Raw genomic sequence first — 25671 nt, forward strand, 5'->3', positions numbered from 1 at the left:
CGATTTCACTGGTCGGCTTCGGGCATGGTCTCGTCAATGGCCTCGGGCGGCATCTGCTCTGCCGGAAGGTCGGGGACGATGATCGGCTTGGCCTGATCGCCGGAAAGTTCGGGCGCGACACCGATATCGACCAGCGGATCCTTGGCCGGTTCGTTGCCTTCGTCCTGCGCCATCTGTCGGGCGGGATCGTCGGCCTGCTGCGCGGTCTGCAATATGGAACTGGCAATCGCGACGATCAGCAGCACGATCAGCAATCCGCCCACACCCACCTTGAGCCGGTACATCGCTTCTTCCCGCGTACCCATCAGGCCCGACGGCTGGGGAGTGGTAATGCGTGCCACGGTCCTTCCCCTTACGCCTTCAGCCAGGGAAATACGGGCAGGCCCTTCTTCTCCAGCCACTCGGCATTGTAGAGGCTCGACAGATAGCGGAAGCCGGTGTCGCACAGGATCGTGGCGACGCGCGCCGGGCGGCCATGCTTCTCGGTCAGCATGCGGCCCAGCATGACTGCGCCCGCGACGTTGATGCCGCTCGACAAACCGAGGCACAGACCTTCTTCGGACAGCAGGCGGCGGACCCACTCAAGCCCTTCCTCGTCCGAGATGCGGAACTGTGTGTCGACCGGCGCATCTTCGAGGTTCGCGGTGATGCGCCCCTGCCCGATGCCCTCGGCCACCGAAGACCCTTCGGACTTCAGTTCGCCATGCGCGTAATATTCATAGAGCGCCGCGCCGTGCGGGTCGGACAGGGCGATGGTGACGTTTTCGTCCTTTTCCTTCAGCCCCATGCCCACGCCCGCCAGCGTGCCACCCGTGCCGACCGCACAGGTAAAGCCGTCGATGAGGCCTTCCATCTGCTCCCAGATTTCGGGCGCGGTGGAATCGATGTGCGAACGGCGGTTGGCGATATTGTCGAACTGGTTGGCCCAGACCGCGTTCTCCGTTTCCTCGGCAATTCGGCGCGAGGTGTGGACGAAGTGGCCCGGATTGGAAAACGGCGCGGCTGGCACCGTGACGAGCTCCGCACCAAGGGCACGCAGCGTGTCCATCTTCTCGCGGCTTTGCGTTTCGGGCATGACGATGACCGTCTTGTAGCCCAATGCATTGGCGACGAGTGCGATGCCGATGCCGGTATTGCCGGCCGTGCCTTCGACGATAGTGCCGCCGGGCTTCAGCACGCCGCGCTTTTCCGCGTCGCGCACGATCCACAGCGCCGCACGATCCTTCACCGAAGCGCCGGGGTTAGCGAATTCGCACTTGCCGAAGATGTCGCAGCCGGCAGCTTCGCTAGGCCCTGCAAGACGGACGAGCGGCGTATTGCCGATAAGGGAAAGAGTATCAGGTAGCGTGTTCATTATGCCGCGAGAGGTAGGACGCCAAACCTGTCGGGGCAATGAAGAAAAGCTTGGGATGCCTATTCGGCGCTTACTCCCGGGCCGCGCGCAGCGCCGCGCCCGCGGCAAAGGGGCTCAATGCCACGAGCACGAGACTGGCCGCACCGGTGAGGGCAAGCCCGCCCTCACCACCCGTGGACAGGCTGCCCGCCCCGAAGATCAGCAGCGGCACGGCCAGCGGCAAAATGAGCAATCCCGCCAGCGCCGCCCCGCCGCGCAGGCCCGCGGTCACGGCCGCGACCGCCACGCCAAGCGCCGCCAGCCCCGGCGTGCCCGCCAGAAGGCCGAGTTCGAGCGTCAGCAGCTGCTCACCCGAAAGCCCCAGCAGAACCGCCGCGATGGGCGTCGCCAGCATCAGCGGCACGGCAAAGCACAGCCAATGCGCGAGGATGCGAATCGCGCAGATCCATTCCTCGGCCAAACCGCGCAAGGCCCACTGATCGAAGAACCCCGCCTCCAGATCAGGCTCCACCAGCCGGTCCAGCGGCAGGATCGCGGCCAGCAGCGCTGCCACCCAGACCACGCCGCCGCCCGTGCGCGCCAGCAATTGCGCATCCGGCCCCACGGCAAAGGGATAAAGCATGGCGACGGCAAGAAAGAACAGGATCGGCAAGAGCGCCCCGCCCCTGCGGCCACCTCCGAGCAGGAGCACTACGTCGCGTTTCAGGATCGCCCAGATCATACGACGAACTCGGCCAGTTCGAGCCTTTTGAGCCCCGGCACCGCGACCGGCTGGTGCGAGGCGAGCACGCAGACCCCACCATCGGCGCAGTGCTGCGCCACCAGCTTCTCCACCACGGCGACCGACGCGGTATCGAGCCCGTTCAGCGGTTCGTCCAGCAGCCAGATCGGCGAACCTTGCGCGATCGTGCGGGCCAGCGCCGCGCGCTTCCTCTGCCCCGTCGACAAATACCGCACCGGCACGTCGAGCAGGTCCTGCAGACCCACGGCGGCCAGAACCGTGTCCAGCCGCTCTGCCGGTGTCGCATCGACCTCTCGCCAGAAATCGAGAGCACGGCCAAGCGGCAGATGCGTGTCGAGCGCGGGCCTTTCGTCCAGCAACGCCATCGCGCCTTCGCGCTCCACCTCGCCTGAAAAGGGGCGCATCAGGCCGGCAAGGATGCGCATCAGGCTGGATTTGCCGATGCCGTTCGCGCCTGCAAGGTGCAGCACCTCGCCCGCCTCGACCGCCAGCGACAGGCGCGCGAACAGCAGCCTTTCGCCCCGGCGGCAGGCAATGTCGGTGGCCCGAAGATAGGCGTGGCTCGCATTCATCGAAACGCTGCCCTATGGGATCGCGCGAGGCCTGCCAAGTTGCAGGATGGAACAAGAAACAGCGGAGCAAGACCATGGTGGCACGGATCGAAGGCGAAGCACTGCACGCGGCAGTGGCGGACCTTGACGGCTGGGAACTGCGCGAAGACCTGCTGGCGATAGAGCGCAAGTTCAAATTCGCCGACTTCGTCGAGGCTTTCGGCTTCATGACCCGAGTCGCGATCCTGGCCGAAAAGGCGGACCATCATCCCGAATGGTTCAACGTCTACAACCGCGTCGAAATCACGCTCACCACGCACGATGCCGACGGCGTTTCGCAGCGCGACATCGACCTTGCCAACGCAATCGAGGGCCTGCTCTGATCGGGCGCGATTTGCGCGAAGGCCAGTAATCTGTTCCACTCACCCCTGAATAGGGGGGAAGTGGACCATGCATCGCATCATCATCGCATCGCTATTGGCGCTGTGCCTGGCCGCTTGCAGCGCGCCTGCGCCTGAGCAGGACGAGCCTGCACAGAACGTCCTTGAACTGGATGTAGAGGGGCTGAAGTTCGTCGGTCCCGACACGATCAAGTCTGGCTGGACGACGGTGCGGATCAACAACGGCGGCGGGATGACGCACCATGGGCTGGTCTATCGCCTGCCCGATGGCGTGACAGCGCAAATGTTGGACGAAGAGGTCGTGCGCCCGATCCAGGCCAGCCTGACCGCGATGATCGAAGGCGACGGCGAAAAGGCCGCGCAGATCGCCTCGACCTTCCCCGCGTGGCTGGGCGACATCAAGTACCTCGGCGGGCCGGGCATGATGTCCGACGGAGTGACCGGAGAGGCGACGATGTTCCTTGAGCCGGGCAACTACATCGTCGAATGCTACGTGAAGTCGAACGGGGTGCAGCACAATTTCAACCCCACGCCGGGCGAACTCGGCATGGTCCTGCCGTTGACGGTCCTTCCAGAAGACGGCGGCATGGCGGAGCCGCAAGCCAACGTGACGCTGGCGATTTCGAATCAGGGTTACGAGATTACCGACGGCGCTTTCGTACCGGGCAAAAACACGGTGCGCGCCGAATTCGTGCAGCAACAGCTTTACAACGACTTCGTCGGCCACGACGCGCACGTGTTTCGCATCGATGCCGACACCGATGTGGATGCCGCTGCGCGCTGGCCCGACTTCTTCCCCGTCGATGGCCAGCAGACGCCTGCGCCCGCGAAATTCGTGGGCGGCATTCACGACATGCCCGAAGGCTCGACCGCCTATTTCACCGTCGTTCTGGAAGAAGGCGAATACGGGATCACCGCCGAAGTACCGGATGCGCAGGCGAAGGGCCTGTTCACAAGGATAACGGTAGCTGGAAGCTGAGCGCGTGGCCGGGCCTTGCGGGATTCAGTTCCTGTGCACTCTCCCTGCGCACTCTCAAGGCGAGCGGAGTGACATGATGTAGGCCGTAGCAATCTCGGCCTCGTCCTCTTCAAGCAGGATCGTCATCGCAAACGGATCGTCGTGCCCGTCGAGAAAGAACTCGCGCAGCCTTTCGGGAGTGAAGTCCATCTCGTTTGCGACCGCCACGAAGCTGGGCGCCTGCGGATTGGGCGGTTCGATGCCCGGCTCTACCGCATGGCATCCGCTGCATTTCGCAGCAACAAACGCATGGCCACGCGCAATCTGTGTCTGTTCGGCCTTTGCAGGAGCGAGTTGCGAGTTTGCAGCAGGAGGATCGCTGACGGTGTGCCCGCACGCGCACAACAGGGCGGTGGTCAATGCAGCGATCGATCGGCAAAACGGCATGGCGGGCCTTTCTAAGGTCGAGGGCACCGAAGCCAGATTAACCTACATCCCGCATCAAGGCCAACCTTGCCGCGCCCGACCCTTTCGCCAATACCAAAAAAGGCGCCGCCCATGGGCAGCGCCTCTTTATTGCGTCGGTAACGCGGGTGCGGCTTAGCAGTTGCCTTCGACGCCGTCAGCGCATTCGCCGACCGATTCCACGTCTTCGCCAAGACCCTTGACGGTGTTGCAGGCCGAAAGGAGCACCATCGAGGTGCCGAGGGCCATGACGGTCAGAAGTTTCTTCATAGTCTTTCTCCGGTGCAGCGGCCTGAGAGGGAGCCCGCCAGGATGTTGATAATGAACGCAACGTTACCGGTCACAGTTGGTTCCGGAAGGCCCGCGCGGAACGCGACAAGACGAGGCTGGATGCCGAGCTTGTTCGCCACCATCACAACCGATGTTCTGGCGAAGGCCGGGCAGCGTCTCGCCCACACCCAGCGAACCGGCCCCGAATGCGAGGCGAGAGACGACAAGGCCGCTGTTGCCGAGGGTGGTGTACTGCAAGCGCGCTCTCCGAACCGGTTGATGGTGTCGGGGCCATGAGAACACAGGTTAACGCGCCCGTCGGATGCGAAGCGCGCAATGGCCGCTTGTCGGGGACAGAAGGAGCCGTAGAAAGCCCTGTCCTACATCGCGGCACGTCGTCATGGTGCGCGCCGCTGTTTCAGATCGTCGTTTCCCGCCGCAATGCGTCACCCTGACCGATGACTCGCGAATGGCTCAACTCTGCGCTTTTTCGGGAATAGCGCAGGGTGACAGGGTGTCACCTTTGTAACCCGCGGCAATATCAGATCCCTGTCAGGGTTCGCCGAAAAACGTGGCGCGATGAGACCCGGAGCGCAGCGTACTTCAGTACGTGAGCACCGGAAGCGCGCCGCGACGCGATTTGCAGGCCACCATGACGCGGATCAGAGATCAGAGCGCCGGGTTCTGGTAGTAGTGCCAGATGAACACCGCCGCCGCGCCGCGATGGGGGCGCCACGGTTCGGCCAGCTCGCGCGTTTCCTTTTCGCTCGGCCTGTCGGGAAGGTCCAGCAGTTTGCCCATGCCGACCTGCACGGCGAGGTCTCCGGCCGGCCAGATGTCCTCTCGCCCCTCGGCGAACAACAGGTAGATTTCGGCCGACCAGCGCCCGATGCCCTTGATGCGGGTCAGCGCAGCAATCGCTTCCTCGTCATCGGCGGGCAGGTTTTCGAAATCGACCTCGCCCGCCGTCACCAGCTCGCAGAGCGAACGCGCATAGCCCTGCTTCTGCCGCGACAGTCCGCAGGCGCGCAGGGCGTCGAATTCGCTGGCCAGAAGCTCCTCGGGCGGGATCGTCTCGCCCAGCAACGCTTCGAGTTTGCGCCATACCGAATCGGCTGCCGCGACCGACACCTGCTGGCCCACGATTGTGCGCAGCATGGTGCGATAGCCCCGGTCGCGGATGCGTTCGTCGGGATAGCCGACCGCCTCGATCGCCTGCGCCATCGCGGGTTCGTGTGCGGCAATCGCATCAAGGCCGGCCTTCAACTGCTTTCGAGATAATCCCAAGATCGCACCCTTTGCTTGCCGGATATTTCACTGACCACTTGCCAATTGCACTTCCAGCCAGTAGCAGCCCCGCCAGAGTTTAAACGGATATGCCCGCCAGGCGATCCGTAAGCGAAGGACAAGCGAGAACCAATGCCCAAGCTGATCGTCGTGAACCGCGAAGGAACCGAGTCCACCGTAGAGGCGGACGATGGCCTGACGGTCATGGAAGCGATCCGCGACAACGGTTTCGACGAACTCCTCGCGCTGTGCGGCGGCTGCTGTTCGTGTGCGACCTGCCACGTCTATGTCGACCCCGCATTCAAGGACAAGCTTCCGGAAGTGAGCGAGGACGAGGACGATCTGCTTGACAGTTCGGACCATCGCAACGAGAACTCGCGACTGTCCTGTCAGCTGCCGCTCAACGCGGAGACTGACGGCCTTAAAGTTACCATCGCGCCGGAAGACTGAGCGCGACGCGGCAAACTGGCCGCATACGAGTTCGGAGAGGAGAGAAGCCCCGGTGCCGCGCAGCGCCGGGGCAATCTCTTTTCTGGGGCCCGGAAAACGCCTTACCCGGCCCCATTTTCATCACATGTAGGGCGGGCTGTGCAGGCCCTTCGGACTCTCGGTAAAGATCTCGCAGCCGTCTTCGGTAATGCCGATCGAATGCTCGAACTGGGCCGAGAGCGAACGGTCCCGCGTCACGGCCGTCCAGCCGTCTTCCAGCAGCTTCACCGACGGCTTGCCGAGATTGATCATCGGCTCGATCGTGAAGAACATGCCGGGCTTCAGTTCGGGGCCGGTGCCGGGGCGCCCTGCGTGGATCACTTCGGGCGCGTCGTGAAACAGGCGGCCAAGGCCATGCCCGCAGAAATCGCGCACGACGCCATACCGGTGGCTTTCGGCGTACTTCTGGATAGCTGCACCGATATCGCCCAGCCGGTTGCCCGGCTTTGCCTTCTCGATGCCGATCATCAGGCATTCGTAAGTCACCTCGACAAGGCGCTTTGCCTTCAGCGGTGCCTCGCCCACGATGTACATCCGGCTCGAATCACCGTGCCAGCCATCCAGCATCGGGGTGACATCGATGTTGAGGATGTCCCCTTCCTTGAGCGTCTTGGCCCCCGGAATGCCGTGGCAGACCACGTGGTTGATCGAGATGCAGCACGAATGGGCATATCCGCGATAACCCATCGTTGCCGGCACCGCCCCGCCCTGAAGCGTCAGGCGGCGTACTTCGTCATCGATCTGCGCGGTGGTGACGCCCGGCTTGATCAGCGGGACCATCGCGTCGAGGATTTCGGCCGCAAGGCGCCCGGCCTTGCGCATCCCTTCAAAGCCCGCCGGGCCGTGCAGTTTGATCGTGCCGTCGCGCGGCAGCATGTCGTGTTCGTCGACTGTCATGTATTCGGTCATGACAGTGCATGTAGCGCCCCTTCCCCCGATTTACGAGGGGGAGCGAAGCATATCAGCGCAACTGGCCGAGCTTATCAGCGCACTTGGAATGCGCGGACATATTCGGGCTTCACCGTGTCGAGCAGCGCAGGCGTGACCGGCAGCGTCACTTCGTAGGTCCCTTCCGCATAGGGCCCCGCATTATAGGCCGGGATCAGGAAGCCCACGCGGTCGAACCCCTGCTTGCCGGCAGAGCCCAGAATGACGGTCGAATTGGCGACCGGCGCGATGCAGTCGTAGAAGGGATCGCCATTGCGCTTCACCGGCCCGCCACGCTTTCTTGCCCGCGCCTTGTCGAGATGGTCGCAAAAGTCGTCCTGCACCGCCGCATCCAGAACCTGCGTGTTGCGGAACATGTCGATCGGCTTGATCGCGACCTCTTTCTCGCGGTCCCAGACAAGCGCATCGTAAACGGTCATCCCATGCGCGCCGCCGGTATAGGAATAGACGCTGGCCGAAAGCGAGAGATAGCGCGGCAGGTCGGTCACGACGCTCCACTCCTTGTCATAGCCACGACTTCTGCACGATACGCAGTCGGCCATGACGGTGTCCTCCTGCGCCTCGTCCCATTCGCCCCGCCAATTGGCATAGGCGGCCGCGCGCTCGGCATCGAAGCGGGCGACAAGCGATGGAACGGCCGAGACTTGCGCGGGCCACGAATATTCGAACTGGAACCGGCCAGTCTCGCCGCCCGCGTTAACCTTCTGCGAAAAGCCTTTCGCGTCCGCGCTGTCAGCAGTCGCTTCTGCGGTCGGGCCGCCCTCGCCCGCATCGGCCATTGCGACCGCGCCGGCAGCAGGCTCCTCAGGCGGAGCCTCGGACGACGGGCCGCAGCCACCAAGGAACAGGAAGGGGGCCAGTGCCGTTCCGATGAGCACAGATTTCACTCGCATATCTCTTTCCCGAAAGGCTACTGCCACGGTCATGACCGACAAAGACGCACTTATTCAGCCCGATCGCGGGCAGGACGCAACCCCGATCCACCTCGTCGACACAGATGGCTTCGACGACTGGTCGAAAAAACTGACCGCTTCGCAGCGCGCAAACCTCGCCGCGCAGAAATTCACCGGCAAGGGATACCAGACGGCGGTCGTCCCCGATGGCGATGCATGGTTTGCGGTCGGCGGCGTTGCCGACACCGAAAAGCTTTCCGCCTGGTGCCTTGCCAAGCTGGCCGAAGTGCTGCCTGCCGGAACCTACCGCCTTGCCACTGGCGATGCGGGCGCGGCGCTTTTCGGCTGGCAGAGCGCGCAATATGCCTTCACCCGCTACAAGGACGACAAGGACGCCGAAGGCCCGCGCATGCTCCTTACCAAGGACGTCGCCGCGATCGACGGCATGATCGCCGAGGCCGAGGCGGTGAACTTCGTTCGCGACCTTGTGAACACCCCGTCCGAAGATATGGGGCCCGAAGCGCTTGAGGCCGAAGCCGCGCGCCTTGCCAAGAAGTTCGATGCCAAGCTGACCGTCACGCGCGGCGACGCTCTCGAAAAGGGTTATCCCATGGTCCACGCCGTGGGCCGCGCCGCTGCGCGCAGCCATGCCCCGCGCCTGATCGAGCTGGAATGGGGCCCTGCCGATGCGCCGCGCATCGCCATCGTCGGCAAGGGCGTCTGCTTCGATTCGGGCGGGCTCGACATCAAGCCGACCAGCGGAATGGCGCTGATGAAGAAGGACATGGGCGGTTCGGCCCATGCCTTGGCCCTCGCCTCGCTCATCATGGGTCAGCGGCTGAAGGTCCGCCTGCACCTGTTGGTCCCCGCTGTCGAGAACGCGATTTCGGGCAACGCCTTCCGGCCCGGCGACGTGCTGGCCACGCGCAAGGGTTTGACGGTCGAGGTGACAAACACCGACGCCGAAGGCCGCCTGGTGCTGGGCGACGCCCTGACGAAGGCGAGCGAGGACGGCGCAGGGCTCATCATCGATTTCGCGACGCTGACGGGTGCTGCTCGCGTTGCGCTGGGGCCCGACTTGCCCGCGCTGTTCACGCGGCAGGACGACACGGCAGATGCGCTTCTCGAAGCGGGCCTTGCGTATGACGATGCCTGCTGGCGCCTGCCGTTGCACGACGGGTACCGCGAGATGCTGAAGAGCGACATCGCCGACATGGTGAATTCTGCCAGCGGCGGTTTCGCCGGTGCAACGACGGCGGCCCTGTTCCTCGACCGATTTGTCGCAGAGGGCATAGAATGGGCCCATTTCGACACGTTTGCATGGCGTCCGGCGGCAAAGCCGGGCCGTCCCAAGGGCGGCGCGGCGCTTGGCCTGCGCGCGGCGTGGCAGATGCTGAAGAAGAGGTACAACGGTTAAGGCGTGCCAGTCGGCAGCTGCGGCCAACGCTAAAGCGCGACCCAACGGTCGAAGGTCGCGGCCTGCCCCATCCTCACGCCACCCTTATCCACAAGGTTCCAGACCGTCGCTGCCTCGATGCGGAAGCGCTGGCCGGTGGATGCGATGCGCACGCCTCTATAATCGTCGATGAAGCCCCGGTCGCGAACTTGTGCCAGCAAGCTCTCCCGCTCGCCCCTCTCCGGCATTTCGGCGGACAGGCGCGAAGGCATGTCCAGCAACTGTTCACCGGTCAGAGCGAACAGGTCGAGCGCGGCGCGATTGGCATAGAAGAACAACGGATCGTCCTCGGTCCCATGTGCCAGCACGACGGCAGGCAGATGCCACAGCGCATGGGCGAAGTCGGTGCCGTCCGGCACGAGCGGCTTTCCCGTCACGCGCAAGTGGCTCGCCGCGATCAGCGCGATGCGCGGCAGGCCCGCGTTCGCCTCGATCACGCGGCGATCCGCATCGCGGTCGTAATTGCACTCCATCGTGTTTCAATCGCCCCTTAAGCTATTTCTGCGACCATCTGCCGGGTTGCCCTTCCCGATCACGCGGTTTAAGCGCCGCGGTTCGAACCACACAAGAATTACCAGACCATTGTCCAGCCAGTATACCGATAGCCCCGCGATCCAGAGCTTCGCCCTTGCCGGTCCGTCGCGCCACGAGCGCGGCACGGTCCTGCCTGTGCGCGGCGATCTTGCGCATATCCGGCTGGCTGGCGAAGTCTTCGTGCCGCACTACGCGGTGCCGATGCCGCACAAACTGGCATCGGATTGCGCGCTGCTGTCGGCCGCGCGGGACGATGCCGAAGTGCTGGGTCAGCTTTTCGAAGGCAGTGCCTTCGACGTGCTGGACATGGCAGGCGGATGGGCCTGGGGCGTTGTCGATGGCGACGGCGCCGTGGGCTATGTCGCGCTCGATCAGCTGACGCAGGCCTGAGGTCATGGGCGCCCGCGTTTTCATCGACGGCGCTGCCGGTACGACCGGACTGGAAATCGCCGAACGGCTCGAAAGCCGCGACGACTTTTCTGTCATCATTCTTCCCGACGAACTACGCAAGGACGACAGTGCCCGCGCCGACGCGCTGAACGCGGCGGATTTCGCGATCCTGTGCCTGCCCGACGATGCCGCACGCGCCTCTGTCGATATGCTGCGCGACGACAGCACGCGCGTGATCGACGCATCGACCGCGCATCGCGTTGCGGAGGGATGGACTTACGGCTTCCCCGAAATCGTCGGCGCCGAGAATGTGCGTAATGCTCGCCTCGTCTCCAATCCGGGGTGCTACCCGACTGGCTTCATCAGCCTCGTCGCGCCGCTGGTGCGGGCAGGGCTGATCCCTGCCGACTGGCCCTATGGCTGCCACGCGGTCTCTGGCTATTCTGGCGGCGGCAAAGCCATGATCGCCAGGTACGAGGGTGAAGAACCGGCCCCGGCCTTCCTCGGCTATGCGCTGCACGGCGGGCACAAGCACTTGCCGGAAATGGCGGCGCACGCAGGGCTGGTACGCCCGCCGCTTTTCTCGCCTGCCGTCGTGCCGACGTTCCGCGGCATGATCGTCGAAGTCGCCCTGCCGGCGTCGGCCTTCCTCGGCTCGACGCCAGATGACCTGCGCGATGCGCTGGCCAGCTTCTACGAAAGCAGCGCGATCGTAACGGTAAAGCCCGAGATGGCAGAGATGACCGAGATCACCCTTGCCGGCGATACGCAGCCTTGGGACGGGCTCGACATCCATGTCTTCGGCGGCAAGCAGGGCGAACAGGCCCGGCTCGTCGCCGTGCTCGACAATCTCGGCAAGGGGGCAAGCGGTGCGGCGCTGCAGAACCTCAACGTCATGGCAGGCCTGCCGGGCGCGACCGGGCTTCGTCTCGACCGCTGAAAATCGTGCCTGATTTTTGGGCAAAGCCTCAATTTTGGGCACGAAGTTGCCGGTTTCGCGCAACTAGCTGACGGATCGTTTCGCACCAGCGGCAAAACGCGCAGCAAAAACCTTCGCAATCGCCGCAATACCCCTTTCGCCCCCCTATTCCATCGCCTAGGTTGCCGCACATCAGAGAGGTGGCACGATTCTTGTTTAACGGCTCGGTGCATGTTGCGCGCCGCTCCGTTCTGGCGGGAACGACCACCGGCGTACCGGATGGAATGAAAGTTACCGGTCGCGCCATGCACACGGATCGAAGCGCGGGGGCGTAAGAAGTACAGACGTGAAAAAGATCGAAGCGATCATCAAGCCGTTCAAGCTCGACGAGGTGAAGGAAGCGCTGCACGAAGTGGGCGTCACCGGCATCACCGTGACCGAGGCGAAGGGCTTTGGCCGTCAGAAGGGCCACACCGAACTCTACCGCGGCGCGGAATACGTCGTCGACTTCCTGCCGAAAGTGAAGCTTGAAGTCGTCGTCACGGCAGACCTTGCCGAACGCGTGATCGAAGCGATCGCTGGCGCTGCCCAGACGGGCCGCATCGGCGACGGCAAGATCTTCGTCTCCCCGATCGAGACCGCAATCCGCATCCGTACCGGCGAACGCGACGCCGACGCGGTCTGAGTTAACCCACGGGCCTGACAGGGCCCGATCCGTATAGTGCCATCCCCCGGAAATGACACCGGGACACACCAATCGAAAGGGATGAAAATGGCCTCTGCAAAGGACATCCTCAAAAGGATCAAGGACGAAGAGATCGAATGGGTCGATCTCCGCTTTACCGACCCCAAGGGCAAGTGGCAGCACCTCCAGATGTTGGCCGAGCCGCTTGGCGAGGACGAGCTGGAGCAGGGCCTGATGTTCGACGGTTCGTCGATCGAAGGCTGGAAGGCCATCAACGAATCGGACATGATCCTCAAGCCCGACCTTGACGCTGCCTACATCGATCCGTTCTCGGCAACGCCGATGATGGTTCTGTTCTGCGACATCGTCGAACCCTCGACGGGCGAGCTCTACTCGCGCGATCCGCGTTCGACCGCAAAGCGTGCAGAAGAATTCCTCAAGTCGACCGGCCTCGGTGACACCGTGTACGTCGGCCCCGAACCGGAATTCTTCATGTTCGACGACGTGAAGTTCTACGACGGCTACGACGGTTCGGGCTTCAAGATCGACGACATCGAACTGCCCGGCAACACCGGCAAGGACTACGAAGGCGGCAACCTCGGTCACCGTCCGCGCGCCAAGGGCGGCTACTTCCCCGTCCCGCCGGTCGACAGCTGCATGGACATCCGCGGCGAGATGGTTTCCACGCTGGTCGAAATGGGCCTGCCGATGGACAAGCACCACCACGAAGTGGCCGCTGCCCAGCACGAGCTTGGCATCACTTTCGGCACACTGACCACCACGGCCGATCGCGTGCAGATCTACAAGTACGTCGTGCAGATGGTCGCCCAGGCCTATGGCAAGACCGCGACCTTCATGCCCAAGCCGATCCGCATGGACAACGGTTCGGGCATGCACACGCACATGTCGATCTGGAATAACGGCAAGAACACGTTCGCGGGTAACGGCTATGCCGGCCTTTCGGACACCTGCCTCTACTACATCGGCGGCGTCATCAAGCACGCTAAGGCCATCAACGCCTTCACCAACCCGACGACGAACAGCTACAAGCGTCTCGTCCCGGGCTTCGAAGCGCCGGTTCTGCTGGCCTACTCGGCCCGCAACCGTTCGGCTTCGTGCCGCATTCCGTATGGTGCAGGCGAAAAGGCGAAGCGCGTCGAATTCCGCTTCCCCGATCCGCTGGCGAACCCCTACCTCGCTTCGGCTGCCCTGCTCATGGCAGGCATCGACGGGATCAAGAACAAGATCCACCCCGGCGACGCCATGGACAAGAACCTCTACGACCTTCCGCCGGAAGAGCTCGCCGAAGTTCCCACCGTCTGCGGCTCGCTGCGCGAGGCCCTGGAATCGCTGATGGCCGACCACGACTTCCTTCTCGAAGGCGGCGTGTTCACCAAGGATCAGATCGATGCCTACGTCGAACTGAAGTGGGAAGAAGTCTACCGCTTCGAACAGACGCCGAGCCCGGTCGAGTACGACATGTACTATTCGTCCTGATCCTTCGCGATCAGACGACAGCGAAAGGGCGTCCGGGAAACCGGGCGCCCTTTCTCTTTGGCGGTACGCAGGCGTGTGTTGCAATGCAGCATGAACGCGCCATATTGCAGGCATGGCAAAGGCTGAACCGAGCGCCGAAGAAAACGTCCTCGTCCTGCAGGGCGGCGGCGCACTCGGCTCCTACCAGGCGGGCGTTTACGAAGCACTGGCCGAATGCGGCACCACCCCGAACTGGGTCGCAGGGATATCGATCGGGGCGATCAACTCCGCGATCATCGCAGGCAACCCGCCAGAGCGCCGCGTGGAACGGTTGCGCGCCTTCTGGGACCTTGCATCCTCGCGGGTCACGTTCCCCTCCCCCAGCCGGGATGGCGAAGCTCGCCGCTGGTTCAACGAATTCTCCGCCGCAGTCGTCGCCGCAACCGGTATTCCCGGCTTCTTCCACCCGCGCCTGATCCCGCCCGGCGTGTTCTGGCCCGACGAGCCACAGTCGCTCAGCTATTATGACACCGCGCCGCTGAAAAAGACGCTGCTCGAACTCGTCGATTTCGACCTCATCAACGAGCCCAAGGGGCTGCGTCTCAGCGTCGGGGCGGTCAATGTGCTGACGGGCAACTTTGTCTATTTCGACAACCGCGAACGCACGATCGGGCCCGAACACATCATGGCCAGCGGCGCACTGCCGCCCGGTTTCCCGCCAGTCTTCATCGACGGAGAACCGTACTGGGACGGCGGCATCGTATCCAATACGCCGCTGCAATACGTGCTGGACACGACGCCTTGCGGCGGGCTCACCATCTTCCAGGTCGATCTGTTCAGCGCGCGCGGGCGGATGCCGGTCACGATGCCCGATGCGCTCCAGCGCGAGAAGGACATCCGCTTTTCCAGCAGGACGCGCCTCAACACCGATCTCAACAAGCATCTGGAGGAACTGCGCGACGCGGCCCGCCGCCTGATGGCGAAGCTCCCGCCAGAGCTTTGCTCCGATCCTGATGTGCAGATGCTGGCGCAGTTGCCCACGCATGGCGGGGTCTCGGTGATGCACCTCATCAACCGCAGCGAAATGAGCGAGAGCCATTCCAAGGACTACGAGTTCTCGCGCTACACGATCGACGAACACTGGCAGACCGGCCACCGCGATGCGCACCTTTCGCTGCACGATGATCGCTGGACGGGGCGTGAGCGTGGGGTCGGGGGTATCAACACTTTCGACCTGACCTCCGAACTCTACTGAACGGCAGCTAAACGGCCGGTTAAGGCCCCTCTGCCCGTCGTCTCAACTCTTCGCCCTGTCCCGCCTTGGTGCACCGCTTGCCGCGCGTCAGGAACGGCGCAGCGTCAGGGCCGTTGGTGGCGAAAGGAGTTTTGACATGCGAAATTTTGTGATGGGCGTTGCTGCTATCGCTCTCGCGGCCGGCGGGGCCTATGCCCAGCCCGGAAATGGCAATGGCGGCGGCAATGGTAATGGCAAGGGCGGCGGTAATTCCGCCGCTGCGGCCAAGAACAACGGCGGCGGTAATGGCAATGGCCAGGCGAACCGCGGCAACGGCAATTCCGGTGCCAAGGTCGCGCAGGCCAATGGCAATCGCGGTAACGGTAACGGCAACGCGAAAAACGTCGCCGTTCGCGGCAACGGTAACGGTAACGGTAACGGGAATGGCAACGGCAATGCCGGGAACGCCAACCGCGGTAACGGCAATTCGGCCGTCAAGATTACCGGCAACGGCAATGCCAAGGCTGTCGTGCGCGGTAACGGAAATGGCAATTCGGGCAACATCCGTATTGCCAACCGCGGGAAGGGTAACGGCAGCGATGGCTATGAAGTCATCCGCTATTCGTTCCGCGACAAGATCGCCCGCGATTACGGCCTGATCGATGGCTGCCCCCCGGGGCTGGCCAAGAAGAACAATGGCTGCAACCCGCCCGGCCTCGTAAAGCGCGACTATTACGATTACGACCGGGCCAACTGGTGGGGCCTCCCGGGCCTGATCGACGGTCGTTATCGCTATTATGACAATAATCTCGTTCGCCTGTCGAGCGCGGGCACGATCCTCGGCTACTATCCGCTTTTGGGCGGTGCGTTGTCGACGGGTAACGTCTGGCCCTCGTGGTTCGATTACCAGCCGGTGCCTTCGTACTACGAAAGCTACTATGGCCTCGGCCCCACGGGCAGCTATCGCTATGCCGACAATGCTCTCTACCGCGTCGATCCGGAAACGGCCGCGATCACTTCGGTCGCCGCACTGCTGACAGGTGACACCTTCACGGTCGGGCAGCGGATGCCGATGGGCTACGACGTCTACAACGTGCCCTACGGCTACCGCGACCGTTACGTCGACGGCCCGAACGCTATGTATCGCTACAGTGATGGCTACGTCTACGAAATCGACCCGACGACCCAGCTCGTCGCGGCCGCGATCGAACTGCTGATCTGAGGAGACTGACGTGAGCAAGTTCAACCGCAAGGGCGGTCTCCTGATCGCCGCATCACTCGCCTTCGCGCTTCCCCTCGCTGCCTGTTCGGGCAGCGAGGAAGCGGCGACCGGCGAAACCGTAAGCAACGACACCCTCGCCAGTCAGCTGGCCAGCGCAGACTCGCTGTCGAGCGCAAGCAGCGCACTCAACGAAAGCGGCCTCGCGCAAATCTTCGACGGCACGGCAAACTACACGCTTCTCGCGCCCGATGACGCCGCGTTCGAAGCGGCCTCGTCGCTCCAACTCGACGATCCGGCGAACCGCGCGCTTCTGGCCGAAGTGCTGCGCGATCACATCCTGCCCGGCGCGATGTCGGGCAACGATATCGGCAAGGCCATCGACGACACCGGCGGCCCGGTCGAAATGAAGACGATGGGCGACACGACGGTCACTTTCGCTAAGGCAGAGGACGGTTCGATCACCGTCACTTCGTCCGACGGCAGCGAAGCGCATTTCGCAGGTGACGCAGTGATGACGAGCAACGGCTCGGCCATTCCGATTGACACGATCCTTCGCAAGATCTGACCTTCAGAACTGGCGACGTTTGACGCCGGTCCCTTCGGGGGCCGGCGTTTTCGTTGCACACTCAGTAGTCCTTGGAAATCTCGGCCTCGATCCCGTTGCCGCCGATCGAGGATATCGTCGCCAGCAGCGAGAGCCATGCGGTAACGCGGTATTCGAGTTCCGTCGCGCTATAGCCCTGCCCGTCGGTGACAAGCTCGACATAGAGATCGCGGCCAAGGTATTCGCCCACCGCCACGCTGGTTCCGCGGCCCAGCGCCTCGTCCGCGCCGACGACGCGCAGGCGATCCAGCCCGATGGCGCTGCGTAGCTTGTTGATGGGGTCCAGCCCACCGCCGCCGCCGCCCTGAAGCGAGGCCAGCGCCGCCCCCAGCTGCAGCGCTTCGGGCGCAGAGATGTTCGAGATCGAATCGCCGAACAGCAGACGCGAAAGCACCTCTTCCTCGGGCAGCGCGGGGATCGAGCTGAATGCGATCTGCGGGGCGAGCGCGGTACCGGTGATCGAGATCGTCGCGTTGATATCCTCGATATCGGCCTGCGCGACGACATCAAGACGCGGCGCGGGCGGGCTTTCGCCCGAAAACCGGATGCGCCCGCGCGTCAGTTCGAAACGCTTGCCCGCAAATTCATAACCTCCGCGCACGAGGTTCGCCTCGCCCAGGATGCGCGGCGCGGCGGTCGTCCCGCGAACCTGGACGTCGGCGGACCATTCGCTGTCGAGCCCCATGCCGGTGACGGTGAAGCGGTTGTTGGCGTTGACGTTGATCAGGTAACGCCACGGCGCGGATGCTGCGGCACGTTCCTGCCTGTCGGGCGGGGTGTTGAGCTCTCGCTTGGCGACATTGGGCAGCGTCGCTTCGGCAGAGGCATTGTTGAGCTTCCACCGCCCGCTGATCACGTCGAGCCGTCCGGCGATCGTGCCGCGATTGTTCTTCGCCACAATACGCAGCGGACCGGTGACTGTTGCGGCCATGTCGTCGCGATTGAGCAAACGCGCGTCACGCGCGGCGACGCGGATGTCCATGCCGACGCCGTTCGTGGCGATGTCCGACATGTCGATCGACCCGCTGCCCGAAACCGAACCGCCGTTCGACGCCGTTCCGGAAAAACGCGAGAGGCGCAGGATCGAACCGTCGAAACTGCCGCGCGCTGAAATGCCGGTCACGTCCGTGCCCGTAAGCGTCGATTGCAGGCGCATGTCCTCTGCCTTCAGCGTGCCGCGCACTACCGGGTTGTCGAGCGTGCCGGTCACGTCGCCTGCGACCTCGATCGGGCCGGTAAGGTCGAAAACCTCGATGGCTGCAAGGCGCCAGAGCGAGTCCGCCGGACCGGCATACCGCATCTGCCCGAACAGCCGTCCTGCGCGCAGACGTTCGACCAGTCCCCCGCTCGGTGGGAGAGCGGAGATACGCGCCTGCAACCTGCCACTGCTGTTGCCGTCTTGCTTGAACAGGGCACGGGTCTGCAGGTCCGTAGCGCTAAGGTTCGCGGCCATGAGAATGTCGATGGGCCGCGAGGTCAGGACGAGGCCGGAGCGAGTCAGATCGTCGAACTTCAGCCGCGCATTGCCCGTCGCCAGACGACCTGGCGCATCGTCGAATTCGACCACGCCCGAAACCGAGCCGCCAAGGCCGAGGTCGGGCATGAACAGGTCCGCGATATTCAGGGGCATGTCGGCGACTTTGACGGTCATCGCGTTTGCATCCCCGAATTGCCCTTCGGCAAGGATCCCGCCGCCCGCGAAATTGAGCTGTGTGCGCTCGAGCGCCCAGCCGCCGTCGATCTTGTTGAGCACCGCACGGCGCGGCATCGTGATGCGTTCGCCCGCATAGCGCCCGCGCGCACCGACCGAAATGCGTTCGGGCGAGACATCGCCCACGACGCGCAAGTTGAACCGCTGTGTCCGGCGACCGGCAAGGCGGGCGTTGAAGCTGCCTATGCCGTCGCGCATTTCGCCTTCTGCCGCGAACCTGCCAATGAACAAATTGCCGCGGGAGATCCCTTGCGCGTTCACACCCGCCTTGATCGTGGTGGCATCGCCGATCGTGCCATTGGCAACAATATGCGCGGCACGCACTGTAATCGCGGGTTCGCCTTCGAATCGCGCATTGCGCAGGATGACGTCGGCGTTCACGCCCTGCCCCTCGGCATCGGGGGCAAGGCTAATGGTACCGTCCACACCACCGCCGGTCATGGCAAGGTCGCCGGTCGCCCCGCCTTCGCCAAGCGTGAGCGAGCCGGTCACGTCGGTATTGGTCACGGTCAGCCGGTCGATGTCGATCCTTGTCGGGCCGTCTGCGGGAATGACGACGAAAGCCGTGCCGTCGAACGGGCCAAGCATCGACTGACCCTCGGTATCGATTTCGAACCCGTCGTCGGTCGGATCGATCGCCACGCGCACATCGCGCAGCCCTGCGGAGGGCACCGGCTCTGCAAATACGAGAACGGCGTGCGGCCCCGCGCCGTCGATCGTGCTGTCGACAGTGAAGGCGCCGTAGCTCGCCTGTTCGCCGCTGCCGGTCAGCGTCACGGTGCCATCGACCGCCCGGCGGCCGGACACGTTGAGCTTGAGGTTCTTCGACGATACCCGCGCCGAGCGGACCAGCACCGGCGCATTGCCCGCCGCGCTGATGTCTGCCCGCACCGCGATGGCCGGACCGGCAAGGTTCGCAAGTGTCGCGTTGGTCACGTTGGTCAGCTTGCCGTCGAGGTCTGCGGTAACCGACCAGCCCTGCGGCCCGCCGATCACGGCGCGCAGGTCCGCGAGCACGTTGGCGCGGCCCATACCTTCAAGCTGCACGCCCTGCATCGCGATCGGTCCGGCGAGCGTGTAACGGCCCGCGTTCGTATTGCCGAGCAGGGTCATTTTCGCATCGACACCCGGCGCATCGAAGACCAGTTCGTCCGATGCCACACGACCATCGCCATAGGTGATCGTGCCCGTCAGCGCCGCACCTTCCAGCCTCGGGTCGAGCAGGGCGACACCCGTCGCGATGCGGTCCGCCCGTGCGTTCAGCGGCAGGGTCAGTGTCTTGCCGTCCCACTTCGCGTCACCGCTGGCGAGAAGCCCCGCGACTTGCGTTTCACCCGCCGCGATGCGGGTCGAACGGACGCGGTAGCCGATATCGAGATCGTCGAAATCACCGTCGAGGTCGAGGAATGCGCGCAAACCCTCGGCCCGCATGCCCAAAAGCATCGGGTCCTTCACGCGCGCCTGCACCGCCATTTGGTCGAACAGGTTGTCGGCAAGGTCGACGGTGCCGTCGGCCTGGACCCAGCCGCCTTGTCCGACCAACATAGCCTTGCCGTCGAAGACGCTCTCCTCGAACTTCGTCGCCAACCGAACCGACAGCTTTTCGCCCACGGCGCGCGCCGGAATGCCGGTCAAGTAGCCATCGGGCACGACTTGGCCGAGCGCGGTGTAGACATCGTCCTTCTTGCCCAGCTTGAAGGCCGCGAACGTGGCCCCGCCCTGACGGATGTGCAGCTTGCCATCCCAATCGGTCCAGGTGCCGTCGCCGAATATGATCGCGTCGACATCTTCCTCGGCACCGACCAGCCCCGCAAGGAACCCGCCCACTGGCGCGTTGTAGCGGGCCATCAGGTCGAGCCGATCGTCCTTTTCCGACGCATCGAGTCTCAGGAAAATGTCATCTTCTTCGCCAAGGTCGCTGATGACGTTGAGCTTGGCCCGACCGCTCGCAATGTCGGCGCTGGCCTTCAGGTCAACGTAGCGCCCGATGCCGGCAACCGCCTCGTCGACGTAAAGCCGGTCTATCTCCAGCCGGTCCACGCGTATCGGAAAGTCGGGCAGGAGCGGCGCGTCCGGATCGCCGGGATTGAGTGAGGGCAGGCGGCTCAGTGTGCCGCGATGCAAGACGAGCTTGCGCACGTCGAGCCCGCTGGTGAACCATTCGAGCGGGCGCCAGTCGAGCTCGACCTCGGGCACGGAGAGGAACTCGCCCTCAAGGTCATAGAACCGCACGTCGTGCAGCGTCGCCTGCGACAGGACCGAACCCTCGATCCGCCCGACCTTGATGCGAAGGCCCGATGCCGGCGCAAAGGATGCAAGGCTGTTGGTGATGAAGCGGTGGCCGATCGAACTGTCGAGAAGCAACGCGCCAGCCCCCAGCAACAGGACGAGACCGAGAAGCCCCGCGGCGATGCGCCTGCGCCAGTACTTGCCCCAGTCGCGCTTGGGCTTCGCGGGCGCAGCCTCTGGTGCCGGCGGTTGTTCGGGCACGGTCATGTCGGTCTCGTCCGCCATCAGAACGCCTGACCCAGCGCGACATAGACCGCGATGCGGCTGTCACCCGGACGCCGGTTGATGGGCGTTGCAAGATCGACGCGCAGCGGTCCGAAGTTGGTGTGATAGCGGATACCGATACCCGCCCCGAACTGCAGATCCCGCAGGCGCGGTGTCGTGGTCGTGTCGACCGCGCCTGCATCGACGAACGGTACCACGGAGATCGCACCGTCCATGAAACCGGTGCGCACGCGGGCTTCCATCGAAAGCTCGGTCAGCGAACGCCCGCCGCTCGGATCGCCGAGGCTGTCCTTGGGGCCGATCTGCTGGTAGCCGTAGCCGCGAACCGACCCGCCGCCACCGGCATATAGCCTGCGCGAAGGCGCGATATGATCGAGCGCGGTGCCCTGGATCGTGCCGACCTTGGCGCGCGCGGCCAGCACGATCGAATCGCTGACCGGCTGGTAATAGCGGCCCTCGACATAGCTGCGCGCATAGAGCGATTGCGTGCCGTTGTTGCGCGAAACTTCGGGCGAGACCCAGCCTTCGAGGCGCCAGCCATTCGTGGGATCGAGCAGGTCGTCGCTTTGGTCCAGCAGCACGCGGCCCGGCAGCGCGGCGACGAAATAGGTCTCGCGCGGGCCGACCTGTCCATCCAGCGTGCCTTCGCGTTCCTGCGTTGCGACCAGTTCGAGGCCGATCGAGTAGGACAGTTCCTTTTGGAAGATCAGCGTCGAGAGCCGTTCGTACTTCGCGATCGCCGAAAGGGTGCGCGCCTCATAGGCGTCGCGGTCGATCGTGTTGGCAAAGACGTCGAGCGAGATGACCTTGTCGCGCCCGTGCCAGTTGTTGCGGCGCACCGTCGCGCCCAGCAACTGCTCCTGCGTACCCGCGATGGCCCGGACGCGCAGCATTCCCTCGGGCGGGAAGAAATTGCGATGCTCCCAACTCGCCTCGGCGCGGAAACCGTCGGTGCTGGCATACCCCAGCGATCCGGCAATCGTGCGCAGCGGGCCTTCTGTCATGTCGACGTCGAGTTCGACGACGCCGGGTTCGCCATTGGCAGGTGCCTGCACTTCGCGCGGTTCGATCGAGAGCGTTGAGACCAGGCCCGTCGCAAGGATCGCGCGGCGCAGGTCCTCGACATCGCTTTCCTTGTAGACGTCGCCTGCGTCGAAACGCGAAATTTCGGCAAGGTGCTTGCCCGACAGGAATTTGGGCAGCGTACTGACAACCGAGCCGAATACGTACTTGCCGCCCGGTGTGACCGGCAGGGCAAGGTCGCCCTCGTCGCGCGCATGGTCGATGGTCAGTTCGGGCGCGCCGACTTCGGCAAAGGCGTAACCGTTTTCGCCCAGCGCCACATCGAGGTCGATACGTTCGAAGACGATCGTGTCTTCGTTGATATAATCGCCGGTGTCGATCTCGAAGGCCGAGCGCAACGTGTCGTAATCTGCGCCGACCGCGCCCAGTTCGCCAAGGTCGATTGCGCCGAACTTGTAGCGCGGCCCCGGATCGATGGTGAACGTGAAGCGCGCGTCGCTCGCCTGGATCGTGCCGTTTTCGCCGCTGCCCTCACCCTCGCGCGGGGTCTGCACGCGCTGCGTCACGCTGCCGTCGTAGTAGCCATAGACCGACAGCAGCGTCTGCAGCAGTTCCATGTCCGCCTTCGCGCGGTTGGCAAGCTGGGCAAGGTTGTCGTCCTTGTCGGCCAACAGGATGATGTCGGACAAGTCGCGGAAACGCTGTTCGAACTCGTCGATGTTCTCGAACTCGGCGAAGCTCGACGGATAGCGCAGCGTAATGCGTTTCGAGACTTCGTTGCTGACCCGTTCGGCCTCTTCCTCGCTCTCTTCCTCGGCCATTTCGGGAAGCGCGATATCGGCGGCAGGGCGCGGCGCGCGGCGGGACAACGCCTCGGTCAGCTCGGGGTCTTCTTCGAGCGGCTCGAAGGCGACGTCGAAATCGTCGTCGGGCCAAGGCAGTGTGAACTCGCCCTCACCGTCCAGCGGCGTGTCGGGATCGGGGCCGCTATCGTCGGGCGTTTGCGCGGCCTCGGTCTCCATCGCCCACCCCTCGGGGTCTGCGACGGCTGCATCGGGGATGAGATCCTCAAGCTCTGCATCGGCGGATTGCGCGAAAGCAGGGTTGATCGTCAGCGAGGAAAGGACAAGCGCCATTGCTCCGCCGACGAGGGCGGTCCGCGACGCGCGCGTGATGAAAAGCTCAGTCCTGCGGAACGGTGTCGGGATTTTTAAGCGACCGCTGATCGACGATACCGTCCTTAGACAGTCCTTCGCCTTCGCGGCTTTCGCCGGGGCTGGCGAAGACGCCGGCGATGAGGGAGCTCTGCCTTTCGGCGTCGAAACGCTCCCACCCGTCCGCACCGAGCCGTTCGAGCGGACGGAAGCGGATCTTGTACTGCATCCGGGACGATCCCTCGATCCAGTATCCGAGATAAACGTAGGCGAGCCCTGCCGCGGCAGAGCGCCTGATGTGGTCGAGGATGATGTAGTTTCCAAGCCCTGACCGGTTCTCGTGCTGCGGGTCGTAGAACGAATAGATCATTGAAAGACCATCGTTCTGTCGGTCCGTCAAGCATGCTCCGACGAGCCGACCGGGCTTATCGCCTTCGGACGGTTCGCGATATTCGACGATATAGCTGGTGACGGGCGTCTGCTCGACCATGTCGGCATAGTCCATCTCGTCCATTGCGGACATTCCGCCGCCGGGATGACGCGATGCCAGGTACTTCTGCAAAAGCTCGTACTGTTCGACCGTCGACCACGGCCGGCAGGCGGTGGCGACAAGGTCGGAATTGGCCTTCAACGTGCGGGCCTGCGACTTCGACGCCTTGAATTCGCTTGCCACGACTCGCACCGAAACGCAGGCATTACAGCCCGCGCAGGACGGGCGGTAGGCGACAGTCTGGCTGCGACGGAAACCGATTCGGCCAAGGGCATCGTTGAGCGCGTCCGCATCGGGGCCGCCAAGCTCGGTAAAGACCTTCCGTTCCTGTCTGCCCGCAAGGTACGGACACGGCGCGGGCGCGGTCACGTAGAAGCGGGGGAAACGAACCGGGGCGGTCACGAAGCTACCTTGTTACCTCTTGTTCTTCATAGGGAGGGGCCGACCCGGGGCACTGGGCCGGCCATCCTGCCGCTTGCGCCGGTGGGCGAACCAGGAAAGCCGCCGCCGAACGCGTGACCTCCTTATGCCTCACAAGGCGAAAGTGTTAAAGACCATTAACCACGATGAGGCCATTTGACACAAAACGGGCCAACCCGTTCCGGGCCATCCAGCACCACCGCAAGTTATACGCCTTCCCCCTCAGGCGAGTTCCGCCTCACGCACGGTATATCCCTGGCTGGTGAGCGAGGCGATGAGGGCCTCGATCTGCTTGCGGTCGCGCGCCTCGCACTCGATGTCAGTGATCAGACCCTTGGCCGGCAGCGTCGTGAAGATGCGCTGGTGATAGATCTCGATGATGTTGACGTTGTGCTGGTCGAAGGCGTGCATCACCTTGAACAGTGCGCCGGGACGATCCTGCAACGTGATCTGAAGCCTTGCGAGACGGCCCGACCGCGCCAGATCGCGCAGCAACACGTTGGCCAGCAGGCGCGTGTCGATATTCCCGCCGCACAGAACGAGGCCGATCTTGCGCCCGGCAAAACGGTCACGGTGGCTCAACACGGCAGCAAGCCCTGCCGCGCCCGCGCCCTCGACCACGGTCTTTTCGATCTGCAGCAGCAGCGAGACCGCGTTTTCCAGCGCGGCTTCGTCGACGAGCAGGATGTCGTCGACTAGCGCCTTGATGACCTGCGAGGTGATCTCGCCCGGTGCCTTCACGGCAATGCCCTCGGCCAGCGTGTCGCCGCCGCAGGGCAAGTCTCCGCCCTTGATGCGCGCGAACATCGACGGGTAGAGCTTGACCTGCACGCCGATGATCTCGATATCGGGATTGATCGATTTCGCGATCGTGGAAATGCCCGAGATCAATCCGCCGCCGCCGATCGGCACGACCAGCGTGTCGAGTTCGGGCACGTCGTCCAGCATCTCGAGGCCCACGGTCCCCTGCCCCGCCGCGACGACCGGATCGTCGAAGGGGTGCACGAACGTGAGGCCCAGTTCCTTTTCCAGTTTGCGAGCGTGGGCGTACGCCTCGTCGAAAGTTTCGCCTTCGAGTACGACCTTGCCGCCCACGCTCTCGGTCTGCATGACCTTCACCGTCGGCGTCGTGCGCGGCATGACGATGGTGACGGGCACGCCAAGGCGGGTGCCGTGATAGCTTAGCCCCTGCGAGTGATTGCCCGCCGATGCCGCGATCACGCCCTTGGCGCGCTGTTCGTCGTTCAGCTGCAGCAGCGCATTCAGTGCGCCGCGCTCCTTGTAGGCGGCAGTGAACTGCTGGTTTTCGAACTTCAGCCAGATGTCCGCGCCGGTAATCTTGGACAGCGTCTGCGAATGGAGAATGGGCGTGCGCACGACCTGGCCGGCAATATTCCTTGCCGCCTGCCGAACGTCATCCGCATTGAAAGGCAGGCCCGCCTGGGCTGCCAGGGTCGTCGCTGTGCTGTCCTGTGTCATAT

The 25671-nt window shown here is 64.0% G+C and carries 25 protein-coding genes; 11 read left to right on the forward strand and 14 right to left on the reverse strand.

Translation table 11 applies throughout. The annotated features are described in order from the left end of the window. Positions 1-5: 5 nt before the first annotated feature. The 4 genes from A9D15_RS14580 to ccmA form a co-directional block, all read right to left on the reverse strand. Positions 6-341, reverse strand: a complete 336-nt coding sequence (locus A9D15_RS14580; RefSeq protein WP_066766292.1) for a hypothetical protein — start codon at positions 339-341, stop codon at positions 6-8. An 11-nt stretch (positions 342-352) separates the two neighbouring features. Next, positions 353-1354: a cysteine synthase A gene (locus A9D15_RS14585; protein ID WP_066766294.1), complete on the reverse strand. Its 1002-nt coding sequence runs from the start codon at positions 1352-1354 to the stop codon at positions 353-355. Between the two features lie 70 nt (positions 1355-1424). Then, entirely contained in the window at positions 1425-2075 is a 651-nt protein-coding gene (ccmB, locus tag A9D15_RS14590; protein ID WP_066766296.1) for a heme exporter protein CcmB, read from the reverse strand. Next, positions 2072-2668: a heme ABC exporter ATP-binding protein CcmA gene (gene ccmA / locus A9D15_RS14595; RefSeq protein ID WP_066766298.1), complete on the reverse strand. Its 597-nt coding sequence runs from the start codon at positions 2666-2668 to the stop codon at positions 2072-2074. Before ccmA ends, ccmB begins: the two co-directional genes overlap by 4 nt. A 74-nt stretch (positions 2669-2742) precedes the next feature. Here ccmA and A9D15_RS14600 point away from each other — a divergent pair, with 74 nt between their 5' ends. Both A9D15_RS14600 and A9D15_RS14605 read left to right on the forward strand, forming a co-directional pair. Beyond that, positions 2743-3030, forward strand: a complete 288-nt coding sequence (locus A9D15_RS14600) for a 4a-hydroxytetrahydrobiopterin dehydratase (RefSeq protein ID WP_066766928.1) — start codon at positions 2743-2745, stop codon at positions 3028-3030. Between the two features lie 67 nt (positions 3031-3097). Beyond that, positions 3098-4027, forward strand: a complete 930-nt coding sequence (locus A9D15_RS14605; protein ID WP_066766300.1) for a hypothetical protein — start codon at positions 3098-3100, stop codon at positions 4025-4027. A 54-nt stretch (positions 4028-4081) separates the two neighbouring features. Here A9D15_RS14605 and A9D15_RS14610 read toward each other — a convergent pair whose 3' ends face one another. From A9D15_RS14610 to A9D15_RS14625, 3 genes are all read right to left on the reverse strand, one after another. Beyond that, the gene (locus A9D15_RS14610; RefSeq protein WP_066766302.1) at positions 4082-4426 is read right to left on the reverse strand and encodes a cytochrome c; all 345 of its coding nucleotides are present in this window, start codon (positions 4424-4426) and stop codon (positions 4082-4084) included. Positions 4427-4606: 180 nt separating this feature from the next. Then, positions 4607-4741 (reverse strand): entericidin A/B family lipoprotein, encoded by a 135-nt coding sequence (locus A9D15_RS14615; RefSeq protein WP_066766303.1) that lies wholly within the window; start codon positions 4739-4741, stop codon positions 4607-4609. Positions 4742-5410: 669 nt separating this feature from the next. Then, a complete protein-coding gene (locus A9D15_RS14625; RefSeq protein ID WP_066766311.1) occupies positions 5411-6028 on the reverse strand; it encodes a DNA-3-methyladenine glycosylase family protein in 618 nt (205 codons plus the stop codon). 132 nt (positions 6029-6160) lie between these two features. Between A9D15_RS14625 and A9D15_RS14630 the strand changes: the two genes are divergently transcribed. Beyond that, entirely contained in the window at positions 6161-6478 is a 318-nt protein-coding gene (locus A9D15_RS14630; protein WP_066766313.1) for a 2Fe-2S iron-sulfur cluster-binding protein, read from the forward strand. A gap of 120 nt (positions 6479-6598) precedes the next feature. Here the strand turns inward: A9D15_RS14630 and map are convergent, their stop codons facing one another. Together map and A9D15_RS14640 are read right to left on the reverse strand one after the other, a co-directional pair. Continuing rightward, positions 6599-7426: a type I methionyl aminopeptidase gene (gene map, locus A9D15_RS14635; RefSeq protein WP_066766315.1), complete on the reverse strand. Its 828-nt coding sequence runs from the start codon at positions 7424-7426 to the stop codon at positions 6599-6601. Between the two features lie 74 nt (positions 7427-7500). Next, positions 7501-8352 carry a PdaC/SigV domain-containing protein gene (locus A9D15_RS14640; RefSeq protein ID WP_172807537.1) on the reverse strand — a complete coding sequence of 284 codons (852 nt, stop codon included), beginning with the start codon at positions 8350-8352 and terminating at the stop codon, positions 7501-7503. A 37-nt stretch (positions 8353-8389) separates the two neighbouring features. Between A9D15_RS14640 and A9D15_RS14645 the strand changes: the two genes are divergently transcribed. Next, a complete protein-coding gene (locus A9D15_RS14645; protein WP_066766318.1) occupies positions 8390-9775 on the forward strand; it encodes a leucyl aminopeptidase family protein in 1386 nt (461 codons plus the stop codon). 29 nt (positions 9776-9804) lie between these two features. On the opposite strand, the gene A9D15_RS14650 is transcribed toward A9D15_RS14645, so the two are convergent. Next, positions 9805-10287: an MEKHLA domain-containing protein gene (locus tag A9D15_RS14650; RefSeq protein ID WP_066766319.1), complete on the reverse strand. Its 483-nt coding sequence runs from the start codon at positions 10285-10287 to the stop codon at positions 9805-9807. Positions 10288-10396: 109 nt separating this feature from the next. On the opposite strand from A9D15_RS14650, the gene A9D15_RS17020 reads away from it, so the two are divergent. The 7 genes from A9D15_RS17020 (at position 10397) to A9D15_RS14685 (ending at position 16839) form a co-directional block, all read left to right on the forward strand. Continuing rightward, positions 10397-10738 (forward strand): SH3 domain-containing protein, encoded by a 342-nt coding sequence (locus A9D15_RS17020; protein ID WP_229660336.1) that lies wholly within the window; start codon positions 10397-10399, stop codon positions 10736-10738. 4 nt (positions 10739-10742) lie between these two features. Further along, positions 10743-11678, forward strand: coding sequence for an N-acetyl-gamma-glutamyl-phosphate reductase (argC, locus tag A9D15_RS14660; protein WP_066766320.1), 936 nt, complete (start codon positions 10743-10745; stop codon positions 11676-11678). A 325-nt stretch (positions 11679-12003) separates the two neighbouring features. After that, positions 12004-12342: a P-II family nitrogen regulator gene (locus A9D15_RS14665; RefSeq protein WP_066766322.1), complete on the forward strand. Its 339-nt coding sequence runs from the start codon at positions 12004-12006 to the stop codon at positions 12340-12342. Positions 12343-12429: 87 nt separating this feature from the next. Further along, complete coding sequence (gene glnA, locus A9D15_RS14670) at positions 12430-13839, forward strand: type I glutamate--ammonia ligase (RefSeq protein WP_066766935.1); 1410 nt, start codon at positions 12430-12432, stop codon at positions 13837-13839. Between the two features lie 112 nt (positions 13840-13951). After that, positions 13952-15073: a patatin-like phospholipase family protein gene (locus A9D15_RS14675; protein WP_066766324.1), complete on the forward strand. Its 1122-nt coding sequence runs from the start codon at positions 13952-13954 to the stop codon at positions 15071-15073. Positions 15074-15209: 136 nt separating this feature from the next. Then, positions 15210-16274 (forward strand): hypothetical protein, encoded by a 1065-nt coding sequence (locus A9D15_RS16860; RefSeq protein WP_066766325.1) that lies wholly within the window; start codon positions 15210-15212, stop codon positions 16272-16274. A gap of 10 nt (positions 16275-16284) precedes the next feature. Beyond that, a complete protein-coding gene (locus A9D15_RS14685; RefSeq protein WP_082924517.1) occupies positions 16285-16839 on the forward strand; it encodes a fasciclin domain-containing protein in 555 nt (184 codons plus the stop codon). Positions 16840-16900: 61 nt separating this feature from the next. Here A9D15_RS14685 and A9D15_RS14690 read toward each other — a convergent pair whose 3' ends face one another. From A9D15_RS14690 to A9D15_RS14705, 4 genes are all read right to left on the reverse strand, one after another. Continuing rightward, a complete protein-coding gene (locus A9D15_RS14690; RefSeq protein ID WP_066766327.1) occupies positions 16901-21103 on the reverse strand; it encodes a translocation/assembly module TamB domain-containing protein in 4203 nt (1400 codons plus the stop codon). Next, positions 21103-23262 (reverse strand): autotransporter assembly complex protein TamA, encoded by a 2160-nt coding sequence (locus A9D15_RS14695; RefSeq protein WP_066766329.1) that lies wholly within the window; start codon positions 23260-23262, stop codon positions 21103-21105. The genes A9D15_RS14690 and A9D15_RS14695 overlap by 1 nt, the downstream gene beginning before the upstream one ends. Positions 23263-23308: 46 nt before the next feature. Then, on the reverse strand, positions 23309-24172 hold the full coding sequence (locus A9D15_RS14700) for an arginyltransferase (protein ID WP_066766331.1): 864 nt from the start codon (positions 24170-24172) through the stop codon (positions 23309-23311). A gap of 240 nt (positions 24173-24412) precedes the next feature. Then, positions 24413-25669, reverse strand: coding sequence for a threonine ammonia-lyase (locus A9D15_RS14705; protein ID WP_066766333.1), 1257 nt, complete (start codon positions 25667-25669; stop codon positions 24413-24415). Between the last annotated feature and the right edge of the window lie 2 nt (positions 25670-25671).

It is taken from the genome of Croceicoccus pelagius, from assembly GCF_001661915.1.
GTDB lineage: Bacteria > Pseudomonadota > Alphaproteobacteria > Sphingomonadales > Sphingomonadaceae > Croceicoccus > Croceicoccus pelagius.

Bases quoted from the DNA above. Each gene is read 5' to 3' on its own strand.
- ccmA (WP_066766298.1), bottom strand. From the start codon at position 2,668: ATGAATGCGAGCCACGCCTATCTTCGGGCCACCGACATTGCCTGCCGC.
- A9D15_RS14605 (WP_066766300.1), top strand. From the start codon at position 3,098: ATGCATCGCATCATCATCGCATCGCTATTGGCGCTGTGCCTGGCCGCT.
- A9D15_RS14630 (WP_066766313.1), top strand. From the start codon at position 6,161: ATGCCCAAGCTGATCGTCGTGAACCGCGAAGGAACCGAGTCCACCGTA.
- argC (WP_066766320.1), top strand. From the start codon at position 10,743: ATGGGCGCCCGCGTTTTCATCGACGGCGCTGCCGGTACGACCGGACTG.
- A9D15_RS14600 (WP_066766928.1), top strand. From the start codon at position 2,743: ATGGTGGCACGGATCGAAGGCGAAGCACTGCACGCGGCAGTGGCGGAC.
- A9D15_RS14650 (WP_066766319.1), bottom strand. From the start codon at position 10,287: ATGGAGTGCAATTACGACCGCGATGCGGATCGCCGCGTGATCGAGGCG.
- A9D15_RS14675 (WP_066766324.1), top strand. From the start codon at position 13,952: ATGGCAAAGGCTGAACCGAGCGCCGAAGAAAACGTCCTCGTCCTGCAG.
- map (WP_066766315.1), bottom strand. From the start codon at position 7,426: ATGACCGAATACATGACAGTCGACGAACACGACATGCTGCCGCGCGAC.
- glnA (WP_066766935.1), top strand. From the start codon at position 12,430: ATGGCCTCTGCAAAGGACATCCTCAAAAGGATCAAGGACGAAGAGATC.
- A9D15_RS14615 (WP_066766303.1), bottom strand. From the start codon at position 4,741: ATGAAGAAACTTCTGACCGTCATGGCCCTCGGCACCTCGATGGTGCTC.
- A9D15_RS16860 (WP_066766325.1), top strand. From the start codon at position 15,210: ATGCGAAATTTTGTGATGGGCGTTGCTGCTATCGCTCTCGCGGCCGGC.
- A9D15_RS14695 (WP_066766329.1), bottom strand. From the start codon at position 23,262: ATGGCGCTTGTCCTTTCCTCGCTGACGATCAACCCTGCTTTCGCGCAA.
- A9D15_RS14705 (WP_066766333.1), bottom strand. From the start codon at position 25,669: ATGACACAGGACAGCACAGCGACGACCCTGGCAGCCCAGGCGGGCCTG.
- A9D15_RS14645 (WP_066766318.1), top strand. From the start codon at position 8,390: ATGACCGACAAAGACGCACTTATTCAGCCCGATCGCGGGCAGGACGCA.
- A9D15_RS14585 (WP_066766294.1), bottom strand. From the start codon at position 1,354: ATGAACACGCTACCTGATACTCTTTCCCTTATCGGCAATACGCCGCTC.
- A9D15_RS14690 (WP_066766327.1), bottom strand. From the start codon at position 21,103: ATGGCGGACGAGACCGACATGACCGTGCCCGAACAACCGCCGGCACCA.
- ccmB (WP_066766296.1), bottom strand. From the start codon at position 2,075: ATGATCTGGGCGATCCTGAAACGCGACGTAGTGCTCCTGCTCGGAGGT.